20 protein-coding genes, 5 tRNA genes and 1 pseudogene are annotated in these 20,888 nt (G+C 45.3%); 8 read left to right on the top strand and 18 right to left on the bottom strand.

Features of this window, described 5'->3' with window-relative positions:
* Nucleotides 1-8: 8 nt before the first annotated feature.
* From MHI06_RS06935 to MHI06_RS06925, 3 genes are all read right to left on the bottom strand, one after another.
* On the bottom strand, nt 9-347 hold the full coding sequence (locus MHI06_RS06935; RefSeq protein ID WP_340400939.1) for a hypothetical protein: 339 nt from the start codon (nt 345-347) through the stop codon (nt 9-11).
* Nucleotides 348-463: 116 nt separating this feature from the next.
* On the bottom strand, nt 464-733 hold the full coding sequence (locus MHI06_RS06930; protein WP_340400938.1) for a DoxX family protein: 270 nt from the start codon (nt 731-733) through the stop codon (nt 464-466).
* 694 nt (nt 734-1,427) lie between these two features.
* Nucleotides 1,428-1,841 carry an Rrf2 family transcriptional regulator gene (locus MHI06_RS06925; protein ID WP_340400937.1) on the bottom strand — a complete coding sequence of 138 codons (414 nt, stop codon included), beginning with the start codon at nt 1,839-1,841 and terminating at the stop codon, nt 1,428-1,430.
* 429 nt (nt 1,842-2,270) lie between these two features.
* Here MHI06_RS06925 and MHI06_RS06920 point away from each other — a divergent pair, with 429 nt between their 5' ends.
* From MHI06_RS06920 to MHI06_RS06910, 3 genes and pseudogenes are all read left to right on the top strand, one after another.
* The gene (locus MHI06_RS06920; RefSeq protein ID WP_340400936.1) at nt 2,271-3,329 is read left to right on the top strand and encodes an alkene reductase; all 1,059 of its coding nucleotides are present in this window, start codon (nt 2,271-2,273) and stop codon (nt 3,327-3,329) included.
* A 154-nt stretch (nt 3,330-3,483) separates the two neighbouring features.
* The gene (locus tag MHI06_RS06915) at nt 3,484-3,978 is read left to right on the top strand and encodes a MarR family transcriptional regulator (protein WP_340400935.1); all 495 of its coding nucleotides are present in this window, start codon (nt 3,484-3,486) and stop codon (nt 3,976-3,978) included.
* Between the two features lie 225 nt (nt 3,979-4,203).
* Nucleotides 4,204-4,458, top strand: a pseudogene (locus MHI06_RS06910) (integrase core domain-containing protein); the annotation flags it as partial.
* Between the two features lie 151 nt (nt 4,459-4,609).
* Here the strand turns inward: MHI06_RS06910 and MHI06_RS06905 are convergent.
* The 4 genes from MHI06_RS06905 to MHI06_RS06890 all read right to left on the bottom strand — a co-directional run bounded on the left by MHI06_RS06905 (nt 4,610) and on the right by MHI06_RS06890 (nt 5,574).
* The gene (locus tag MHI06_RS06905; protein WP_340400934.1) at nt 4,610-5,047 is read right to left on the bottom strand and encodes a helix-turn-helix domain-containing protein; all 438 of its coding nucleotides are present in this window, start codon (nt 5,045-5,047) and stop codon (nt 4,610-4,612) included.
* A gap of 172 nt (nt 5,048-5,219) precedes the next feature.
* Nucleotides 5,220-5,302: transfer RNA gene (locus MHI06_RS06900), tRNA-Leu, on the bottom strand.
* 18 nt (nt 5,303-5,320) lie between these two features.
* Nucleotides 5,321-5,396: transfer RNA gene (locus MHI06_RS06895), tRNA-Lys, on the bottom strand.
* A gap of 106 nt (nt 5,397-5,502) precedes the next feature.
* A tRNA-Glu gene (locus MHI06_RS06890) sits at nt 5,503-5,574 on the bottom strand.
* A gap of 309 nt (nt 5,575-5,883) precedes the next feature.
* Between MHI06_RS06890 and MHI06_RS06885 the strand changes: the two genes are divergently transcribed.
* Both MHI06_RS06885 and MHI06_RS06880 read left to right on the top strand, forming a co-directional pair.
* Nucleotides 5,884-6,660: a DeoR/GlpR family DNA-binding transcription regulator gene (locus MHI06_RS06885; protein ID WP_169480121.1), complete on the top strand. Its 777-nt coding sequence runs from the start codon at nt 5,884-5,886 to the stop codon at nt 6,658-6,660.
* A gap of 4 nt (nt 6,661-6,664) precedes the next feature.
* Nucleotides 6,665-7,561, top strand: a complete 897-nt coding sequence (locus MHI06_RS06880; protein ID WP_169480122.1) for a Cof-type HAD-IIB family hydrolase — start codon at nt 6,665-6,667, stop codon at nt 7,559-7,561.
* 69 nt (nt 7,562-7,630) lie between these two features.
* Here the strand turns inward: MHI06_RS06880 and MHI06_RS06875 are convergent, their stop codons facing one another.
* Both MHI06_RS06875 and MHI06_RS06870 read right to left on the bottom strand, forming a co-directional pair.
* Nucleotides 7,631-8,302, bottom strand: a complete 672-nt coding sequence (locus MHI06_RS06875; protein ID WP_340400933.1) for an MgtC/SapB family protein — start codon at nt 8,300-8,302, stop codon at nt 7,631-7,633.
* A gap of 282 nt (nt 8,303-8,584) precedes the next feature.
* Nucleotides 8,585-9,244 carry a flavin reductase family protein gene (locus MHI06_RS06870; protein WP_340400932.1) on the bottom strand — a complete coding sequence of 220 codons (660 nt, stop codon included), beginning with the start codon at nt 9,242-9,244 and terminating at the stop codon, nt 8,585-8,587.
* A 106-nt stretch (nt 9,245-9,350) separates the two neighbouring features.
* Between MHI06_RS06870 and MHI06_RS06865 the strand changes: the two genes are divergently transcribed.
* On the top strand, nt 9,351-10,049 hold the full coding sequence (locus MHI06_RS06865; RefSeq protein WP_340400931.1) for a winged helix-turn-helix domain-containing protein: 699 nt from the start codon (nt 9,351-9,353) through the stop codon (nt 10,047-10,049).
* A 230-nt stretch (nt 10,050-10,279) separates the two neighbouring features.
* Here MHI06_RS06865 and MHI06_RS06860 read toward each other — a convergent pair.
* The 3 genes from MHI06_RS06860 to MHI06_RS06850 all read right to left on the bottom strand — a co-directional run bounded on the left by MHI06_RS06860 (nt 10,280) and on the right by MHI06_RS06850 (nt 11,005).
* Nucleotides 10,280-10,368 (bottom strand) — tRNA-Ser (locus MHI06_RS06860).
* A 6-nt stretch (nt 10,369-10,374) separates the two neighbouring features.
* A tRNA-Asn gene (locus MHI06_RS06855) sits at nt 10,375-10,450 on the bottom strand.
* A 93-nt stretch (nt 10,451-10,543) separates the two neighbouring features.
* Entirely contained in the window at nt 10,544-11,005 is a 462-nt protein-coding gene (locus tag MHI06_RS06850) for a SprT family protein (RefSeq protein WP_340400930.1), read from the bottom strand.
* Nucleotides 11,006-11,124: 119 nt separating this feature from the next.
* On the opposite strand from MHI06_RS06850, the gene MHI06_RS06845 reads away from it, so the two are divergent.
* Together MHI06_RS06845 and cmpA are read left to right on the top strand one after the other, a co-directional pair.
* Nucleotides 11,125-11,481: a hydrolase/acyltransferase gene (locus MHI06_RS06845; RefSeq protein WP_169480127.1), complete on the top strand. Its 357-nt coding sequence runs from the start codon at nt 11,125-11,127 to the stop codon at nt 11,479-11,481.
* A 179-nt stretch (nt 11,482-11,660) separates the two neighbouring features.
* Nucleotides 11,661-11,804: a cortex morphogenetic protein CmpA gene (gene cmpA / locus MHI06_RS06840; RefSeq protein WP_105408244.1), complete on the top strand. Its 144-nt coding sequence runs from the start codon at nt 11,661-11,663 to the stop codon at nt 11,802-11,804.
* 180 nt (nt 11,805-11,984) lie between these two features.
* Here cmpA and MHI06_RS06835 read toward each other — a convergent pair whose 3' ends face one another.
* From MHI06_RS06835 to MHI06_RS06810, 6 genes are all read right to left on the bottom strand, one after another.
* Nucleotides 11,985-14,204, bottom strand: coding sequence for a Tex family protein (locus MHI06_RS06835; RefSeq protein WP_340400929.1), 2,220 nt, complete (start codon nt 14,202-14,204; stop codon nt 11,985-11,987).
* A gap of 463 nt (nt 14,205-14,667) precedes the next feature.
* On the bottom strand, nt 14,668-16,857 hold the full coding sequence (locus tag MHI06_RS06830) for an alpha-galactosidase (protein ID WP_340400928.1): 2,190 nt from the start codon (nt 16,855-16,857) through the stop codon (nt 14,668-14,670).
* A 235-nt stretch (nt 16,858-17,092) separates the two neighbouring features.
* Complete coding sequence (locus tag MHI06_RS06825; protein WP_024630714.1) at nt 17,093-17,443, bottom strand: type II toxin-antitoxin system PemK/MazF family toxin; 351 nt, start codon at nt 17,441-17,443, stop codon at nt 17,093-17,095.
* 3 nt (nt 17,444-17,446) lie between these two features.
* Nucleotides 17,447-17,728 (bottom strand): ribbon-helix-helix protein, CopG family, encoded by a 282-nt coding sequence (locus tag MHI06_RS06820; protein ID WP_017690037.1) that lies wholly within the window; start codon nt 17,726-17,728, stop codon nt 17,447-17,449.
* A 258-nt stretch (nt 17,729-17,986) separates the two neighbouring features.
* A complete protein-coding gene (gene alr, locus MHI06_RS06815; protein WP_340400927.1) occupies nt 17,987-19,174 on the bottom strand; it encodes an alanine racemase in 1,188 nt (395 codons plus the stop codon).
* Nucleotides 19,175-19,569: 395 nt separating this feature from the next.
* Nucleotides 19,570-20,769 carry a DUF4367 domain-containing protein gene (locus tag MHI06_RS06810; RefSeq protein WP_340400926.1) on the bottom strand — a complete coding sequence of 400 codons (1,200 nt, stop codon included), beginning with the start codon at nt 20,767-20,769 and terminating at the stop codon, nt 19,570-19,572.
* Between the last annotated feature and the right edge of the window lie 119 nt (nt 20,770-20,888).

Below are 20,888 nucleotides of genomic sequence, written 5' to 3'. Positions count from 1 at the left end.
ATCTCCCGCTAGATAACTACAAAATTTGCTTCAATCGTGTCTGATGAAAGAGTTCCATCCCCTCTGATGACTAAACCAGCCAATGTACGATTTAACGAAAGACTATGGGTATATACTTTTCCCTGTGGAATGATTACATCCCACATTTGGGCATCCGTCACGAGTTGCATTGGTGAATGGTTTCCTAAAAGTCTTTTAATTGTTACACCATCTTTATCTATTAAGGAAAAATGATTAGATTCGTATTGTAAATAGATAGGTGCACGTTTTACTGCTTGGCTTAAGTGTGGTTCAAACCAGATTTGAGAGGCTTCTGTTGGTTCCTTTAAAGCCTCAGCATGATACACACCAGAGCCAGTTTGAATAATTTGAATTCCTATTTTAATTTCTCCTTAGATTAACTAAGCATTCATGCAAACAAAGATTCGAAATTTATTAGTAATACTGCTAATCCAAGAATTAATCAAATAATAGGCATTAGCATTTGTTTCATTTGATCTTTTATTTTAATATGAGTAATTATGGCACCTAGCATTGTCACTACGATGAGTAAACCTCCCCATGCAGCTAAACTCTTACTCCAAATACCTGCAATAATGAATACCGCTGAAATGACTTCGATCATATAATGCTTAAATCCTTCCACCATTTGCTTTGACCCAAACTTCATAAATCCAAACATTAGAAATCCTAACCCCAATATAACTTGAAGAACAATTGATAAAATATTCATTACTCCCCCCTTTTACCCTAACATTATTCATCCTAATATTAGGGTAAAAACATCCTAACATTAGACTATATTAGTGTCAATAAAAACAATATGTACTACATGATTCGATGTCATCTTTTCTTTTGGGTTAAACAGGGACATAAATGAAAAGCCTTAAACCCTCGTAAGGATTAAGGCTAAAATTGTTAATGTAAACAAGATAATTATATAGATTCTAAATTATTGTCCAACTTCTTCAGATTATCTAAAAGTGTCACAAGCATTTTCGAGTCGAGTTCCTTGAATATTTCCTCATACAAATCCATGTGACTAATAGAATAAGAGTTATAGGTTGAAAGACTCTGCTCAGTAATCTGAATTATATTTTCCCGAAGATTATCGGGGTTACGTTTTCGAAATATATCCCCGTTTACTTCGAGTATTTGAAGATGTCTGGTTATTGCTGCATGATCTATATTAATAGCTCTCTGTAACGATGTTTGAGTACATTCACTCATATCCGTTAGATATCTTAAAATTTGACATCTGGTCCAATTGGTTTTTCCTTTTTTGTCAAGATTAGTATTAAGTTGATTATTAACCATTTTCAGAGAATAAATTACGTCAGTATACAGCGTGTAGACTTTCTCCATAAATATTATGTTCCTCTCCATGGGCTCACCAATGTTGAATTTATTGCTTTCTGGATTCATTGTTAACCTGAAGCATTGTTGATTGAATCTATCATATCTGCGAGGGTGATCTCCTGAAGTTGTTGTAAAAGCTTTAATTCACAAGCTTTAAAAATAAACTCCAACTGATTGTCCACTTTTGCAGGAAAACTTTCCTTAGAATTTAGTGATCGCTTCGAAATATGAAGTGGTTTCGATGAAATCATCGTATATAGATCTTTTAGATTAATTTCCTGTGGATTTTGTGATAGAAGATAACCACCATCGCTACCTTCTTTTGTCTCAAGGTATCCACTTTTCTTAAATTTACTGAGGATATGACGTATTCTAGCTGGATGTACCTGAATACATTCAGAAATTTGAGAACTTGTTAATCTTTCTTTATTTGTACCTAGAAGAACAAGAACATACAAAGCAACACTTAACTCACTATTCATCGTATCCACCTTCACAAAAGCCTTTCTTAGGCTTGTATTAAAACTTTAGCAAGTCAGCATAATGGATGCTAGTATCAAAAAACAACTTGAACCCACACGTCAACTTATCATAACGAGTCGCCAGCGCTTCTTGTCATTGAAGTATTTTAGAATCTCCATTTTATGCAGAGAATCTTTTCACTACAAATACGTTTCCGGCAACATGAATATATCTAATGAGATATGCTTTCGTCAACGCATTTTTCAAAAGAGTTTTTACTAAGCCAAAATTTATTGTTGGTTTTGAGAAATTTGAAACTAAGCCAGTTGTTTTTTTGCTGCTTTAACAAGTCTTGTTAGTTAAAAGTAAATGTGTTGACAATCAAAATACTGTCTGTTAAATTTATGTTGCCGGAAACATTTAATCAGAAAATTATGAGGAGTTTTTATATGAATACAATTTGGAAATCAGTTACAGTAGGAAACTTAAATTTGCAACATCGTTTGGCACTCGCCCCAATGACTAGATCACGCGCTCTTTATGATGGCACTCCTGGAACACATAGTGCAGAGTATTATGAACAACGTGCTTCAATGGGGCTTTTAATCAGTGAAGGAGTTCAGCCATCAGAGGATGGGCAAGGTTACCTATCTTCACCAGGTATTTATATGGATGAGCACATTAAAGGCTGGAAACAAATCACTGATCGTGTTCATCAAGCAGGAGGGCATTTGTTCATTCAGCTTATGCATGCAGGCCGCATGTCACATCCAGAAAATACACCTCATCACCGTCAGCCAGTTGCACCTTCAGCAATTGCCCCAAAGACACAAATGTATACTGCAAAAGGCATGCAAGATGTTCCTGTTCCGCGTGAGTTAGGTTTGGAAGAAATTCAAGAAACCATTGGGGATTTCCGCAAAGCCGCCGCAGCTGCCATAGAAGCCGGAGCTGATGGTGTAGAGATTCATGGGGCAAACGGGTATCTTATACATCAGTTTATTTCTGAGAATGCAAACGTACGCACCGATTCTTATGGAGGTTCTATTGAAAATCGCGCTAAATTTGCCATCGAAGTGGCGAAAGCAGTAGCTGAGGAAATTGGAGCCAGTCGTACAGCAATCCGACTATCACCTGGGGTTCCTCTAGGGGATCTTATCGAAGGCACAGACGGTCCCAAAGTATATGAATACTTGATTTCCGAGCTGGCGAAACTTAACTTAGCCTACCTTCATATTCTACACGGCGGGGATGAAGAGACGCTTAAGAATATACGTTTGGCTTGGCCAACTGTACTTATCGTCAATCGACCGGGACGTCCTTTAGAAGAACTGGATAGAGACTTGAAAGATAACTTGGCCGATATTGTATCGGTAGGAACCTTGGCCCTGGCCAATCCTGATCTAGTGGAGCGTTTGAAATCAGGAGCATCCCTAAATGAAGCCGACCCTAAAACTTTTTATGGCGGTGACAGTCACGGCTATACCGATTATCCAACCATGAAATAAACAGTGACTATAGTTTCATATTGTGCGGCACCATACTACAGCATTTGAAGCTATAGTATGGGCGCATTTTTTTATTTACAACTCCGCTCCTTTAGAAGTGTAGATTAATTCACTACGCTTGGTAATAAGTAAGTGCGGAAAGGTGATAAGAAAGATGAGTAACTTTGAAAAAAAGAACCAGCATATCTCCAATTCATCTAAAGTTGAAAAGGATATGCAAGTCATTCAGCAATTTATCATAAATTTCGCAATTTTCTCTATGGCTAGATCACACCGTGGTTTGGCCGCACATTTGTTGCGTCAGGCTGGTTTGTTTCCAGGTCAAGAAATTATGTTGATGCAGTTAGGGGAGCAAGATGGGCAATCGCAGCAAAGTCTTGGACGGACTATGCGACTTGATCATTCTACGATTGCCAAATCAGTTCGGCGATTGGAGGAATCAGGGCTAGTCACTCGTTCTCGTTCGCCCAAGGATGGTCGTGTCACGCTTGTTAAACTAACTGAAGTTGGCCGAGAACTTGTGGATAAGGCTACTGCTGTTTGGACGGAAATGGAGAAAGTCGCTTCTCAAGATCTTTCGGAACAGGAGCGGGAGCTTTTAATTTCGTTATCCAAAAAAATTTCTGCTAATCTAGAGATCTTCATTTAGATTTAACTATGTGATATGAAAAAAAAGCTTTTATAAGCGAAGGTTTAAAATCCCCTATAAGAATGGACACTTTGAAAAAAGTCCATCTTATAGGGGATTTTGATTATAATGAAAAAAGAGGTTGGAGCGGAACTCTTATGACAAAAAGATTACTGACTAAGAAAGAACAAGAACAGCTAAAGCGAAACCCAAATGTAATCGCTGTCAGTTAACAGGCGATTACATATAACAAAAGATGCCTTAATCCATTCCGATCAAGGCTTTCATTATACGAACCCACAATTCCAATCCGTAGTGAAAAAAATGGGGTTAACTCAATCCATGTCACGACGAGGAAACTGTTGGGATAACGCTCCCCAAGAATCATTCTTTGGGCATTTTAAGGATGAAACGAATATCAAAGAATGCGAAACATTAGAAGAAGTAAAACGAGAAATTAAGAGTTATATGACGTACTATAATCATTATCGAGGGCAATAGAATTTGAAAAAGCTGCCGCCTGTAAAATACAGACAGCAGCTTCAACAAGTTGCCTAGTTTTTTTTCAAAATGTCCTTTACAAAGGGTACACTTTATTTTTCGGATTAGTCCAGAGGTTTTTGTACATCCAGTCTATGGATGCTCATATCGTTTACGCTTCGTTTTCCTCAGACTTATTCTCTATCTTATTCCCTGAATTATTCTCCAGCTTATAGCGATAATCTCCTGCATCTTTGCTTTCCTTGGATTTACGGTAACGGGTAAACTCGATATATTCACTGATAAAAGACTGTTCCACAGTCGATAATTCGCTTTCCTGGCAATTCAATTGCCGCAACACGTCAAAAAAATAATCCTCCCGTTTTTCCCGCACCATCGCTTCCTTCGATGGACGCCCAATCATGAGCCAGTCGAGACTCACATCAAAAAACGAAGCAATTTCAATTAACTTATTCGTACTCGGAATAGACTTGCCACGTTTCCAATCACCCAGATTGCCTGTGCTAATCTTCAGCTGTTGGCAGAAAGCCTTCTTGGTCATTCCTCGTTCGGCAATCAGGTGTTCAATTCGCTCATAGATCGACTGCATACAAGAACCGCCTTCCAACCGTAATAATCAACTCATCTGCTTAAATTATACCACATTATTCCTGAATGCTCAGCCTTTAAATCCCCCGAATATGATGAGGCATATCATATAACACAAAGATAGACTCCCACGAATGATCATGAGAGTCTATCTTATAACGTTGTTGCTGTGATGCGGTCGAGAGGACTCGAACCTCCACGGGTATACACCCACTACCCCCTCAAGATAGCGTGTCTGCCATTCCACCACGACCGCATATTCAATTGTAAAAAATGGTGAGCCATGAAGGGCTCGAACCTTCGACACCCTGATTAAAAGTCAGGTGCTCTACCAACTGAGCTAATGGCTCTTGCTGTAAACTTCACCGGATGTGCCACGCTTCATTCTTGTCTCTAAGAGCAATGACTTTGAGGATTTCTCATCGAAAATATAAATCTCATGAGGTGGTGAAGATATGACCCGTAGGGGATTCGAACCCCTGTTACCTCCGTGAAAGGGAGGTGTCTTAACCCCTTGACCAACGGGCCTTAATAACAAGTTGTCTTTCTTGGCGACAAGAATGAGTATACCACAGGACATTTTATACTTGCAACACTTTTTTTAAAATTTATTTCCCAAGCCTTTTTTGTCCGTTGCATACTTCTCTTCAGAAACCCATTAATCACCACCTTCCCTATTCATGCCAATGTCATCACTGTGCAGGAAAAATGTAAATCATCCATTAAAACACTTATAAAAACTTATGTTCACTTATAATATTGCAAAGCACATTAAGAATACTTATAATTAAAGTATCAGTATAAGTACGGTCATCCATACAACCGGAGGTGACATGTTTGTTTCAAGAAGAACGAATGCAGCTCATTGTTGAACATCTACGCAAACACAATCGCATCTCAGCCGATGATATTGTCACCTTGTTTGATGTATCACGGGATACTGCACGCAGGGATCTGATCAAGCTTGAGGAACAGGATGCCATTATTCGAACACGTGGCGGTGCGATTCTTCCCCCTCCTCCGCAAGAATTCAGATCCTACAAAGACCGTTTACTCGATGTATCTGAGGAAAAAAGAGCCATCGGCAAACTCGCTGCGGCCATTGTAAGACAAGGCGAGATCATTATTCTGGATTCTTCCACGACTGTGCAGGCCTGTGCCGAGAACTTGAACGGCAAATCCTGTACCGTCATTACTAATTCGATTCATTCCGCTGATCTTCTCTCCAATCACACAGCTGTCCAGATTCGTTTACTCGGCGGCAAAGTGGATAAGGAACAACGTTATGTCTACGGTACCTCTGTTATCGAGACTCTCTCCCACTATTATGTAGATAAAGCCTTTATCGGAATTGGCGGTATCACCATGGATGGCTTCAGTGCTTCCGAAGAGGAAGGGAAAATTAAACACCAAATGATGAAAGCTGCCAAGAAAGTCGTTGTTCTTGCAGATCAATCCAAGTTTGATAGACGTTATGGTTATCGTTTTGCCGACTGGTCATTGGTGGATGTATTGATTACGGATCAATGGCCAACCAAAGAATGGCTTGTTTTTCTAGCCGAACAACAAGTTGAGATTCTCATTCCCGAACCTACAAATGATAAGGAGTTGTAAATATATGAAATTATTTGCCACAGATTTAGATGGAACTTTATTGAACAGAGACAGCCAGATTAGCCCGGAGAATGCCGCAGCCATTCAAAAAGCACAGCAATCCGGTATGAAGGTTACAATCGCTACAGGACGTGTCTACTCCGATGTTGTGACCATCAGCCGCGAAGGCGGAATCAAAACCCCAATTATCGGCTCCAACGGAGCCACGATTCATGATGCAGACGGTGAACGTCTATTCCATCTTCCACTTGAACGTGACACAGCAGCTTCCGTCATGCAGTGGCTGGAAGATCATGATTTCTATTATGAGGCTTCCACGCAGCAAGGTATCTATGCCCCGCTTAGCAGTCACGAGACCTTGCTCGCCGAAATGGAACGCGTTCTTGGTTCGAACCCTGGTGAAGACATTGCACGCATGATTCGGGCCATCAAGAAACACTATGACAAAAAAGACTACCACCGCGTAAATAACCACATCGAAATTCCGGCAGAAGCCTGCATCTACAATATTATGGCCTTCTCCATGAATCCGGACAAAGTAAAGACAGGACGAGAACACTTCGCTTCCCGATCCGATGTAGCCATGGTTGTATCCTTTGAGCACAACTTCGAAATGCAGCACCCGGACGTATCCAAAGGTAATGCCCTCACCAAACTGGCGGCTCACCTGAACATCTCCATGGAAGATACAGCAGCGATCGGGGATAACTTCAACGATGTCTCCATGTTAAAAATGGCAGGACTCGGCATCGCCATGGGTAATGGCGAACCCGAAATCCAGGCATTAGCCAAAGCCATAACGCTGACTAATGTGGAGCACGGTGTCGCACATGCCATTGAGTGCCTGCTTGAAGGCAAACCCGTGTCTCGACCGGAAACCATTGTTGGAGAAGGTCAGTAATCGAACCTGTACGGAATTAACATTTGAATCTGGATGGATGGGTCGTCTTTTGATCCATGCAGGTTCGCTTCATTTCAACTCAGCAGATCGAACGTGAGGCACATCCTGTAACAAAATAATCAATTGCTCTCCCCGGTATGAACCCGGTAGTTGCAATGTGAACTCAAGCACAGTCTCTTCTTCGGAGTCTGTGCTTTTTTGCTGTTCTGTTTTAAATCCGATGACCGAGATCTTTTCCTGTCCCAGCAGTGCCAGAACAGTCTTCAGGGCCTCTCCCTCCTTTTGCAGATGGATGGTTAACGTCTCTGTTCGTGCCGAAACCAGCCAGCGCGTAGGTCTATGTAGTAGCATCTGTGCCACGACAATAAGCAGCGTCACGCCTGCACCTGTCCAATACAGACCTGAACCCACCGCAAGTCCCATGCCTGCCGTAGCCCATATGCCTGCCGCTGTGGTCAATCCTCTGACCGTATGCCGCTGCGTGAAGATCATGCCAGCGCCAATGAACCCCACACCGCTAACAACCTGTGCAGCGATCCTTGATGGATCAAGGGACAGATTGTCCCAGCCTGCCTGATCCTGGAATCCGTACTTGGACACAATCATCATCAGGGCAGCGCCAACGGCGACCACAAAATGAGTACGGATTCCCGCCTCTTTCATTCGATTCTTGCGCTCATATCCGATTAGCACACCACATATTCCAGCTATGAGTACACGCATCAAATATTCCACTTCCATGCACATCACCTCTTTCATTATGTATATGCTTACATGTGTCTATCTTTACTATTACCCAATCTTTCCCTGACTATATAAGTTGAACTAAAGATTATTTACACTGGCACTACGATGACAGAACAACCTTCCAATCGCTGTTATCCCCAGATTTTTTCGATTCCCTTTTCTCAAGGGAAAATCCGGTGATAAAGGCGATCGCTTTGCTTTTTCAGGTTTTTTCTGTCCTCTCCGTTATCGTGTAAATGATTAATTCATCTTATACAATAAAAGCCTCTACTCTGGTCAATTCTCTGCCCGGAAATTTTCCCCTTGTCTCTCTCCTAATCCGTAATAATGTCTGAAATTATATATCAGCGGATGCCATTCCTCCGGATTGATCTTGTTCAGTCCAGATATTAGTCTTGTGTGCGCATGCACCTTCACCACTTTCACTTCTACAATCGCCATGAACGGTGTGTGTTCAGGAATACGGATGTGTTGAACAGCGGCTTCAATCTGGAGCGGACATTCAGCTATTTTATCTGGAGCCACCTGAACCGATGCTTGAGATGTCAGTCCAGCCGCAATGAATTTATCCTGGCAAAACGTATAGCCCATCTGCCTTTTCTCCTCAGGAACAGGGGTAACTCCCGTATAACGACCCAATGCCTCAACCTGTTTCCACATGGTCGCATCCGGCAGATTAATTACACACTCCGGATGTCGACTCAGATTTTCATAGGCTTTGCCCTGTACACCTAGACCAAGAACCAAACAATCCCCCAATGCCCAAGATGAAGACAGTGGAGACAGGTTGGTTGACCCCTCCTCGTTTAATGTGCTTAACAGCAATACGGGCGTACCATAATATAAAATACTTGGATTAAGCATTTCATGTTGTATCACTTCTGAACTCTCGGACAACTGCTCTATAGCAAAGTCCTGTTTCGTTATCTTTTTCATCCTTACCTCTCCTGTTCCAATTCCATTGGTTTATAAGCTCAATCTGACCCGTATGGGACGATACAACAGAATTGTAATACAGTAATAGTTCAGATATGATCGAAGTATGAATGTATATCCGAATATTACCGTTATTGCATCGTTAATCGCTGATCCAAGCCGCGCTATTTTTCTGTCATCTTTGCTGGATGGGCGGGCGTTGCCCGCAGGAGAACTTGCTCATATGGCAGGCGTCACTCCCCAGACGGCAAGCAGCCATCTCGCCAAACTCGTAGAGGGAGGATTTCTCGAAGTCGAACAACAAGGACGCCACCGATACTACCGTCTGGCAAGCAAAGAAATTGCTAATCTGATTGAAACCATGGCCAGTATTGCCCCGCCTGTGCAGATACGCTCTCTCAAACAATCCGATCAGCTTCAACAACTGAGTTATGCACGGACCTGTTATGGTCATCTGGCCGGGAAATTAGGAATCTCGCTCTGTGAGGCCTTAGTACAGAAGGGTTATCTTTCAGACCCCAAAGAGGCACATAGCAAGGATTATCAAGTTACAGAGAAAGGAAAGCAGTGGTTCACTACGTTCGGCATTGAACTTCAAGTGAAGCCGGAGTCACGCCGGGCCATCGCTCGTAAATGTCTGGATTGGAGCGAACGCCGTCATCATCTCTCAGGTATGCTTGGGGAACAACTCAGACATCGATTACTGGAACTGGACTGGATTCGTCAAAAAACAGGAAGTCGCTCTGTCGAAGTAAAGGAAGCTGGCAAGAAAGGTTTATACGAGGTGTTGGGTATCTCACTGTAGTCTGTAGGTGGAGATGCAGCTTGGGATAAACGAAGAAGAATAAAACGCAAAAAATCCTCTTCACACTGACCGTTAACCAGTCTAATGTGAAGAGGATTTTATTGTTTAATCAGAACGGAGAGAGAGGGGTACTCTCACTTCGTTCGAGACTGCGAAGTATTGCTAACGAAGCTTATGCTCCGACGAACCTCTAGGGTTCTCATCCCTTTGCAGAGAAGTTTAATTCAGAACGGAGAGAGAGGGATTCGAACCCTCGCACCGCTTACGCAGTCTAACCCCTTAGCAGAGGGTCCCCTTATAGCCACTTGGGTATCTCTCCAAGAAATGGCTCCCCGAACAGGGCTCGAACCTGTGACAACTCGATTAACAGTCGAGTGCTCTACCAACTGAGCTATCAGGGAAAATTAATCTTGATTAACTTAATTTATCATGATTAATAATCCAAGTCAACATGCCTTCCATCACTTTCTTCAGCGCATTGATTGATGCACACATCAGATATTCTGAAGGCCCAGTTTTCCCGCACAACGACCACAGCGGTAACGCTTCGGATCTATTTTCCGCTTGCGCAAATATTCCGTGCCACAGCTCTTGCACACCAGCTTATAACGATACGGCAGAGGTTTTCTGCCTTTGCCATCAGGCAGGGATTGGCAGAACCGTGAGCCTCCCACCTTCTGCAATAAAGCTTTGAATTCCGGGTCGCGATGCTGATAACCACGCCCACGAATATGCAGATGATAGTGGCACAGCTCATGCTTGATGATTTTCTCAACTTCATCTCGCCCGTAGGCTTCGAGCTGATGCGGATTGATCTCAATCCGGTGACTTTTGAGCATATAACGCCCACCTGTGGTGGTCAGGCGACTGTTAAACAACGCCTCATGGGTGAACGGCACTCCGAAATGATCCAGTGATATCTGTTCGATCCATTGTTGCAACTCCTCATTTTCCATCGGTATCCTCTCCTTGCACCCCCTCGGAGTATTGGTTTTTCTGGCAATATACTTGAATTTTAACCGTTTCGTAGGCTACACTGTCAAGTAGAATGTATGAGGGGAGATTATTACTCGTTATGCCTACAATGCGCTATGTCATCTTGCAGCAGGAACAACAATTGCAGTTTGTGGAAATGCCGGCGGATTACGCCTATCAACTCAGTGCGCTCAATCTGCGCCTGCACAAGGAAATCGATAAACTCACTGCAGCAGATGTCCCTGTCCTGCCTTGGGCGATTGCCGAATGTGACAACCTGGATCTCCTGAACGAAAATCTCACCATTATCGGTGGCCTTGATTATATCAATGCACTTGAAGAGTCTTTTGCAGCACTGCGTGAAAACCATTATCCCTTGATTTCTCTGCTTACCGAAATCCGGGCGCTTCAGGCCCAATTGGAACAATGGTATGAAGAAGAGATGGAAGCTCTCTAATTCACTGCAGTTATCATTTTATAATGATGAGAACGAAAAGCGCATCTCCCTGAATTGGGATTTGTGCTTTTTGGTATTGAGATATTGATTTGCCGGGGTCTGCCACTTATCCCGCACAGTCCAGGCTATTACCACATATGCTAACGTACAGATGAATTATGCAAGAGGAGGAGATACCCTTGCCTCAATGGCTTTGCAATCAACTGATGCGTGCATTTCACAAAAAGGACAGCCGGCAAATCAAGCTGCTGAACGAATGCTGGTTCTTTTATCGTAACAAACCAGCAAGTGGCACACCGCGCAGCGCGGAGAATGAACTTTAAGAGGTTGTTCATAAAAGTCTGCTTTGGATTACGAAGGATGGCCTTTTGAACACGCACTTTAAGAAAATGCACATATTGCCCACCGTACTTACTAGAGGAATTAGAACGGATAACGGAACTATTACTGTCCACAACAAACAGCCTTCCTGGTTAGGGAAGGCTGTTCTCCAATCCTACTATTTAAGAAGACTGTTGCGCAGCAGGCTTCTTCATCGTCAGGCCGACACGGCCTTTTTTGGTATCCACACTCATAACCCAGACCGTTACATTATCCCCGACAGACACAACGTCCATCGGATGTTTAACATACCCGTTGCTGAGCTGTGAGATATGGACAAGCCCATCACTCTTAATTCCAATATCAACAAAGGCACCAAAATCAATTACGTTCCGAACTGTACCTTGCAGCTCCATGCCTTCCACCAGATCCTCAATCTTCAATACATCCGTACGGAAGATCGGCAACGGCATCTCTTCACGCGGGTCACGACCCGGACGCTGCAAGCTATCCAAAATATCACGCAATGTAGGCACACCTACGTCCAGTTTCACGGCCAATTGCTCTGGCTGTTGCTCCGACAGCAACACCGACAGTTCCTTGCTGCCCAGCTTGTCCAGTGCAACCTGAAGCTCCTTGAACAGCTGATCCACTACCTTGTAGGACTCAGGGTGAATCGGTGTACGATCCAATGGATTCTCGCCCTCGCCAATACGCATGAAGCCTACGCACTGCTCATAGGTTTTGGCACCCAGACGCGGTACCTTCTGAAGCTGACGACGGTTCGTGAACCGGCCATTCTCTTCGCGGTACTTCACGATGTTTTTGGCAATCGTAGCGTTAACTCCGGCAACATAGGACAACAACGAAGGTGAAGCCGTATTAACATCCACACCCACATGGTTAACTGCGGATTCCACGACAGCCTTCAGGCTTTCTTCCAGAATCTTCTGGGAAACGTCATGCTGATATTGACCCACGCCAATGGCTTTTGGATCAATCTTAACCAGTTCCGCCAAAGGGTCTTGTACCCGGCGAGCAATGGAAGCTGCACTGCGCTCGGCTACATCGAGGTCCGGGAATTCGTCCTGGGCCAGCTTGGATGCAGAATACACACTTGCACCAGCTTCGTTAACAATCAGATATACGAGACTTTCATCACCGTTCTCCTGAATGATCTCGGCCACAAACTGCTCCGTTTCACGCGATCCGGTACCATTACCAATAACAATTAGTCCGATATCATATTGCTTGATCATGCGGTGGAATACTTCCGCAGCTTCACGTTTCTTGTTGTGGGGTGGCGTTGGATAGGTCACAGCCACTTCCAGCAACTTGCCCGTATCATCTACTACAGCCAGTTTACAACCAGTACGATAGGCCGGATCGACACCCAGCACACGTTTGCCATGAATCGGCGGTTGAAGCAACAGGTTACGCAGATTGGCCGAGAATACCGATATGGCCTGATTTTCACCCTTTTCCGTGAGTTCTCCACGAACTTCACGCTCGATGGAAGGCGCAATAAGCCGCTTGTAGGCATCCTCAATCACATCACGCAGAATATCCTGCACGGCAGAAGCACCACGAATGATCTGTCCTACCATATGGCGATGGGCCGGTTCTGCCTGTACGTCCAGGCCGACTTTCAGAATACTCTCACGTTCACCGCGATTAATCGCGAGAATACGGTGCGGAGGCATCTTTTTAGCTAATTCTCGGTAATCATAATAATTCTCGTACACGGACTCCTCTTGAGCATCCTTCGCTTCCGAAGTCAGCATCCCGTGATCAAGTGTGTACCGACGAATCCAGGCACGAATGGCAGCATCATCTGCAATGTTCTCCGCGAGGATATCTTTGGCTCCCTGAAGCGCCGACTCCGCGTCTTCTACACCCAGTTCAGCGTTGATATATTGCGCAGCTTCCTGGAGTGCATCTCCTTGTTTCGGTTGACCCCAGATCCAACCAGCAAGGGGTTCAAGACCTTTTTCCTTGGCCACACTGGCACGCGTTTTCCGCTTCTGACGGTAAGGACGATACAAGTCCTCCACTTCCTGTAGCTTCACAGCCTGAGTAATGGACTTCTTCAGTTCTCCGGTCAGTTTGCCCTGTTCCTCTATAATACGGATGACTTCCAATTTGCGATCCTCAAGATTGCGCAGATAGACAATGCGTTCTTCAATCGATCGCAGCTGGTTCTCATCCAGCTCTCCAGTCATTTCTTTACGGTAGCGGGCGATAAATGGAATCGTATTGCCTTCGTCCAGAAGCTCCGACGTCGTGCGGACCTGCTTCAAGGACAGTGACAGTTCCTTGGCTACCTGTTTGATGATTCGTTCATGGCGTTCTGCCTTTATTGTTTCTTCATTGGGTTCCAGAACCGTTTCCTGTTCAGACAAAATAAATCCCTCTTTCCTTCCTGAATCGTTCGTTACAATCATTTCAGGGCAGCTTTGCTGCTGTAATTACAGTATAGTTAAACCATTTGTTTCATCCACTCTACCCTATATTATCACAAAATCCCGTCCAGATTTCCATCAATCCGCAAGCATACAAGTTCTGACAGAATGATGTCATCCTCCAGCCTTCCCCATTACGGCAAAAAAAGACCGAAAAACGTCAACACGACGCTCCTCGGTCTTTCCTTATTCAAAATTTTAAATACAATAGCAATCTAATAAGTGAAACTGCTCATTTACACGATGACGGAGAGGACAGAAAAAGCCTGAAAAAGCGAAGCGTTCGCCTTTATCTCCGGATTTCCCCTTTGAGAAAAGGGAATCAAAAAATCTGGGGATAACAGCGATTGGAAGGTTGTTCTGTCATCGTAGTATCCGTGTAAATAAAATGTAGTTCACTTATCTAGACGCGCTCGAACCGGAACATTTCGCTCAGATAGTCTCCTGATGCACTGCCTACCGAAATACCACCATACATCAAGGCATCGCCGGTAAAGGTCTCAGAGCCGCCTTTCAGACGGTAATCCGCATTAGGGTCCAATCCTTTCAGCTTCAGGCGCTGAAGTGGCGCATTAGGCTCAGAGAGCACGCGGAAGTAGAATACAACGGCTTCGCTTCCGTCTGGTGCAATAAACATCCACGCTGTCTCATTGCCTTCAAATGGACTGAGCAAACGGCGGAATGTTCCATATTGAACCGTTCCACGGATCTCTTTGTACAGTTCAACCTGCGCTTTCACGATGTCGTTCTCTTCCTCCGTGAATTTCGTCAGGTCCAGCTCGTACCCGAAGTTGCCTGACATCGCAACATGTCCCCGGATTTCAAGTGAAGTTATCCGGTTGACCTGATGATTCGGTACCGCTGAGATATGCGATCCCATGGAACTCACCGGATACACAAGACTGGTACCATATTGAATCCGCAAACGGGAGATCGCATCCGTGTTATCACTTGTCCATGTCTGCGGCATGTAATACAGCATACCTGGATCGAAGCGGCCACCACCACCTGAACAGCTCTCGAACAGAATGTTCGGGAATGCCGAAGTGATTCGTTCCATAACGTCATACAACCCCAGCATGTAACGATGCGCGGTCTCACGCTGTCTATCTGCCGGAAGCAATGCAGAACCCACTTCCGTCATATTGCGGTTCATGTCCCATTTCACATAAGTGATTGGTGCAGAACCAAGTACGTCTGTTAACATGCGTACAATCTCATCACGTACATCCTGACGAGAGAAGTCGAGTACCAGTTGCTGACGTCCTTCTGTCCGGCGACGATCAGGCACATGGAGACACCAGTCTGGGTGTGCACGGTACAGCTCACTGTCTGGTGAGATCATCTCAGGCTCAAACCACAATCCGAACTGCATGTCCAGACCTGTTACCCGGTTAGCCAGATCATCCAGTCCCTGTGGCAGTTTGTTCTTATCTACAATCCAGTCGCCCAACGAGGAATTGTCGCTGTCCCGGTGTCCAAACCAGCCATCATCCAAGACAAACAACTCAATACCCAGCTTCTGTCCGGCGCGAGCGATCTGTTCAATCTTGTCCGCATTGAATCCAAAATAAGTCGCTTCCCAGTTATTGACCAGAACCGGACGTTCCGCATTGCGGAACTTACCACGCGCAAGACGCTCCCGATACAATTCGTGGTAGGACTGAGACATACCATCCAGCCCTGCACCTGAGTAAACCATAACCGTCTCCGGTGTCTGGAACGCTTCTTGTGGCTCCAGCTTCCAGCTGAACTCGAACGGGTTGATCCCGAGCGATACACGTGTGGTGTGGAACTGGTCCACTTCAGCCTGTGCAGTGAAGCTACCGCTATAGACGAGACTGAATCCGTAGACTTCGCCCTGATCTTCATCCGTGCCTGGTGTCATCAGCGCAATAAATGGATTCTGCTGGTGACTACTTGAACCACGACGGCTCTCAATCCCTTGCAAGCCTGAAGCAAGCGGTCTGCGAACGATATCACGTTCCCGTGTCCAAGCTCCTGACAATTGCAACAATTCATAATCTGCATGCGGGAAATCGACAGAAGAACTGAGCGCACGCACCACATTCACTGAGGTAGCGCTCTCATTAACGATACGCATCGAGCGTGTAATTGCATTAAATGCCGTAAAGGCTGTATAGGAAAGCTCGATTTTGATGCCTGCAACGCGGTCTTCCAACTCAATAACCAGCGTCTCTGCTTCTTCATCGGATTCAACATACGTTGCTGGCAAACCAGTAAGCGCTATCTTTCCTTTGACCAATCGATGGCCTGTATACGTAAACTCCGAAACCGTCGAGCCATTCTCAAGTTCCAGTTGGATAGCCGGATTACGGAAATCACTTGTGCCATACACGGGTAGTTCCACTGCCAATGTATCAAATGAAATCGTACGGTCCTCTGGTACCGGGTTCGGACTGAAAGATGCTCGTTCTGTCCGTACATGCAACCAGCTCAGATCGGTGTCGCGTAATTTTTTGCCATAATACAAATGCACCAAATATCCTGAAGGCAGTACCTGAAATACGTAACTGGCCTCACGGGTCTGTAAATGAAACTGAAGTTTCTCTTGATTGATATAAATACTCATATGTCTCCTCCACCTCTATATATAGGTCTTTCGGGTAAACGGTTTCTCAGGTTCCATTATAACGAAAAGATCGCCAATGTTCTACGCTTTCATCATGCTTTAATCAAAAGAGCGTACAACAGCCCGAAGGATGCCATACGCTCTTTTGGTTACAGTCTGAAATTAGTGTGTTCCCTTACAGGAACATCCATTGCCAACGGACGGCAGGACAGCGTACAAGACGCTGATTGCTGCCTTAAAAATCGATTAAACCAAGACTGATCTGTAAGGCTTCGTTGACCAATTTCATGGTCTCCTCGTCCAGATGGGTAATCTTGTCAGTCAGCCTTTGCTTATCAATCGTCCGTATTTGTTCGAGCAAAATAACCGAGTCCCGGTCAAAGCCGTGTGCCGCCGCATCAATTTCCACATGCGTTGGCAGCTTTGCCTTCTGGATCTGGGCGGTAATAGCCGCCACAATACAAGTTGGACTGAACCGGTTGCCGATATCATTCTGGATCACCAGAACCGGCCTGACTCCGCCTTGCTCGGAACCGACAACGGGAGAAAGATCCGCAAAAAAAACGTCACCACGTTTTACGATCAATGTCTACACCCCGCTAACTAAGCGGTCCAGAGTGCTGTCCGCATCTTCCTCCGCATGAAAGGCTTCGGATGCCATGGTCAGATTAATTTTTGCCATCTCCATGTACCCGCGCTGCATCGTTTCACGGATGTAACGTTTCTTACGCTCCGTCAAATACAGCTTCATAGCCTGCCTAATCAATTCGCTGCGGTTGGAATTCTCCAGCGCTACGATGCCATCCACTTCCTGCAAAAGATAATCAGGTAAACTGATCATGATCCGCTTGGTGTTCTGCAAGTTGGCCACCTTTCTTCCACCCCCACAAACCTTTCGCCATTGTGAACCAGTATTACGTTTTTCCAGAACTTTTATACAAAGGAATATATATGCCCCGAGTATATCAAGTATGCTGTACTCCATTATAAACACGGGGAACAATATTCGTACAGACCAAACATCTCATTTCAGGATTTAAATCCTATCGTCATACATAATTCGAGATGCTCCGACAGTTTTCCTTCTGTTCTGAAAAAAGTTTATTGGTAATGACGTCCAGTTTACTTGTCAGGATGTCAAAAGTGGATTGATTCTGGCGACTACTGCGCTGTCACGGGTATAGACCCGTGGAATGCGGTGCGCCATCATGCAGATCACTTCATAAGCAATCGTACCGAGCTGGATTGCCACCTCGTCTGCGGTTATAACGCCACCAGACTGATGACCGATGAGGACAACCTCTTCGCCGACTTGAATTTCTTCCGCTTCTTCCGCGAAAGATTGTAACGACACCATACACTGATCCATGCAGATCGTACCAACGACAGGAACGCGGCGACCGCGCACAAGCACTTGTGCTTTACCTGTCAGCATTCTTGAGAATCCGTCTGCATAGCCGATCGGCAGGGTCGCTATTCGTTCGTGCCCTTGTGTAACATATCGGGTTCCGTAACTGATCCCCCAATGGGGTGGCAGTGTTTTGACCAGAACCGCCTTCGTCTTCAGCGTCAATACCGGGGACAGCTTCACCACCTGATGATTCACCTGAGCCGAAGGATACAATCCGTACAGGCTGATTCCTACACGTACCATGTCATAGGATAATTCCGGTGTATCAATGGCAGCGGCGCTGTTCGCCGTATGTATAATCGGGATGACACATCCCTGATCCCTGAGCGCATGAACCACGCTTTGGAACCGTCGATACTGCTCCAGTGTATAGGTTTTGTCTTCTTCATCCGCTTTGGCAAAATGGGTAAACATGCCTTCCAACATCACCTGATCAAGCGAGGCCACTTCCTCTATGAAAGCCAATGCCTCATCGCCAGGCAACAGACCTAATCGGCCCATGCCGCTGTCGATTTTGATATGAACCTTCAGTTGGTTAGCGAATGTGCTCGCATCCAGATGTCGAATGGCATCAAGCACTTCCCTGCTAAACAGCGTGATGGTCACATCATGTTTCCAAGCAACAGCGATCCCTTCAGGCGGTGTATAACCCAATACCAGAATTGGAATCGTAATCCCATATTGTCGCAGTTCCAGAGCTTCGTCAAGAAAAGCAACACTTAAGTAATCCACACCCACTCGTTCCAGTTCTCTAGCCGTCTCCACCGCTCCGTGTCCATAGGCATTGGCCTTCACACAAGCGAGGAATTTCATGCCCTGAGGCAATGCCTCGCGGAAAGCTTCTACGTTAGTACACAAATGATCCAAATTGATTTCCGCTTGGGTCGGCCGATATTGTCCTTGCACGTTAAGTCACCTTCTCTAATCATCTTAATCCGGCTCACGTCAGACTCCATCGTAATGCTCTAGCATGTGACTGTCAAATGAACCGAAGTTTCGCATTCAAAAACAGGTGCAAGGTGCGCCGTTTGAGGAACAAATGCGAACACAGAAGAAGATCGATAAACGAGATTTGCAAGGCAAAATTTCACTTTTCACCCTAACAAAAATCTGCTTATATCGATTATTTACCCGGTTCCCTCTGCGTAGAAGCGCGTTTTGTATTATTGGGTGCTCCGAGTAAGAAAATCAGTTCCAGATGTACACATGTCTCTCATCAAAGCAAAGCACCGGAGAACGGGTCTCCGATGCTTCTTAGCATTCCTTATGTTTATGCTACTATTCGTTCATTTGTTCAAAAATCATTTGCCTGACTCTTCTTGCATCGATGTTGCAATACGTACCATTTCGTTATCAGGCAGGTCGGCACTGGTGATCCGATATTCTATACCATCTGTCGTCCATGTCAGTGTCTGCAGTGCATCTCCGCTGACCATCCCTAGTGTGAATCCTAGATCCAGTACACGGGATGGGGCAAGCGACACAGCACGATCCTGCGGTCTGGCTTCGAATATCGTGTAATTGTATGTTCCTTCATAACGAAGCATGACGGAATAGTCTCCTGCTTCCTCCAGAATCTGATCATCCTTGAGCTGCACGCCTTCCGGCGCATAGGTCGGCTGAATCACCCCGAAGCTGTCTGCCCCTTCCGGTTCTGCAAGTGTTGGCTCTTCGCCTTCCTGACCTGTTGCAGCACCCTCTGTACCTTGCTGCTCTGTGTCAACACCTACACCCGACTGTCCATCAGTGACAGCGCCGTCTGTTTCTGGCGCAGTCTGAGGATTGGCAGGTTCTTTACCGCCCTCATTACCTGTTTGCTCCGCAGGAGCCACACCAGAGTCCGTTCCTGTTTTGCCGCCTTCTTCTGTATTGGCTGTCATGTTACGTTGCATGTCAAAGGCGTCTTTCTCAAATGCAGCACCGAATTTGAAGGAATCAAACTTCACATCCACGACCACATTGGCATTGGAGTCGGATACCTCCACCTGTTTCGGTGCGTAATCCGATTTGTTCAGCCAGATTTTCTGTCTGACGAGTGCATGTGTATTATAATTGGCAGCTACATCAAAAACATAGCTCTCCTTCTCATCCGCAAACTGACGGGTCGTATCCCCAGTAATGCTCCGAATCAATGTTTCGTAGAGATATACCTGTCCTTGGTTATCTGGCCAGTCGCTCTGGAAACGGAAGCTCTTGTTCTGGCTAGGCGTCAGAACAAACACACCCTCATCGTTACGCAAGACAATCTGTGTTACATCCTTTTTGGCATTGGTTAACGCAATACGATAATAGGAAGGCTTCTGATGCCATACCTCGACCTTGTACTGCTGCGGCGAATCTCCGGTATGCAGCGTCATCACGCCTGCCCCCTGGTAACTTTCCATCTCTCCTACGACTTCGTTCAGATCTTTGACCACAGCTGCCGCATCCTTCTTCCCGCAGGCGGCAAGCAAGACCGATAAGACCAATACCATGGCAAGCATCCATGATATTCGGCGCATGACATCATCCCCTTTAGCACATGTTTTCACTTCAGGATTGTGCTTGCAGCAGAACCCCTACTTGATTAGTACATGTTATGAGGGACTTGTTCGATATATGCGGACTAGTTTGACAAGCA

It is taken from the genome of Paenibacillus sp. FSL H8-0079 (assembly GCF_037991315.1).
Lineage (GTDB): Bacteria > Bacillota > Bacilli > Paenibacillales > Paenibacillaceae > Paenibacillus.
The sequence above is the reverse complement of the archived record's forward strand: the minus strand, read 5'-3'. Positions and strand labels throughout refer to the sequence as shown.

Excerpts from the sequence above, each read along its gene's own strand:
- MHI06_RS06810 (WP_340400926.1), bottom strand. The coding sequence starts at position 20,769 with ATGCGCCGAATATCATGGATGCTTGCCATGGTATTGGTCTTATCGGTC.
- MHI06_RS06830 (WP_340400928.1), bottom strand. The coding sequence starts at position 16,857 with ATGAGTATTTATATCAATCAAGAGAAACTTCAGTTTCATTTACAGACC.
- MHI06_RS06845 (WP_169480127.1), top strand. The coding sequence starts at position 11,125 with ATGCCTACAATGCGCTATGTCATCTTGCAGCAGGAACAACAATTGCAG.
- MHI06_RS06925 (WP_340400937.1), bottom strand. The coding sequence starts at position 1,841 with ATGAATAGTGAGTTAAGTGTTGCTTTGTATGTTCTTGTTCTTCTAGGT.
- MHI06_RS06870 (WP_340400932.1), bottom strand. The coding sequence starts at position 9,244 with ATGAAAAAGATAACGAAACAGGACTTTGCTATAGAGCAGTTGTCCGAG.
- MHI06_RS06905 (WP_340400934.1), bottom strand. The coding sequence starts at position 5,047 with ATGCAGTCGATCTATGAGCGAATTGAACACCTGATTGCCGAACGAGGA.
- MHI06_RS06930 (WP_340400938.1), bottom strand. The coding sequence starts at position 733 with ATGAATATTTTATCAATTGTTCTTCAAGTTATATTGGGGTTAGGATTT.
- MHI06_RS06875 (WP_340400933.1), bottom strand. The coding sequence starts at position 8,302 with ATGGAAGTGGAATATTTGATGCGTGTACTCATAGCTGGAATATGTGGT.
- MHI06_RS06880 (WP_169480122.1), top strand. The coding sequence starts at position 6,665 with ATGAAATTATTTGCCACAGATTTAGATGGAACTTTATTGAACAGAGAC.
- MHI06_RS06915 (WP_340400935.1), top strand. The coding sequence starts at position 3,484 with ATGAGTAACTTTGAAAAAAAGAACCAGCATATCTCCAATTCATCTAAA.
- MHI06_RS06850 (WP_340400930.1), bottom strand. The coding sequence starts at position 11,005 with ATGGAAAATGAGGAGTTGCAACAATGGATCGAACAGATATCACTGGAT.
- MHI06_RS06920 (WP_340400936.1), top strand. The coding sequence starts at position 2,271 with ATGAATACAATTTGGAAATCAGTTACAGTAGGAAACTTAAATTTGCAA.
- MHI06_RS06865 (WP_340400931.1), top strand. The coding sequence starts at position 9,351 with ATGAATGTATATCCGAATATTACCGTTATTGCATCGTTAATCGCTGAT.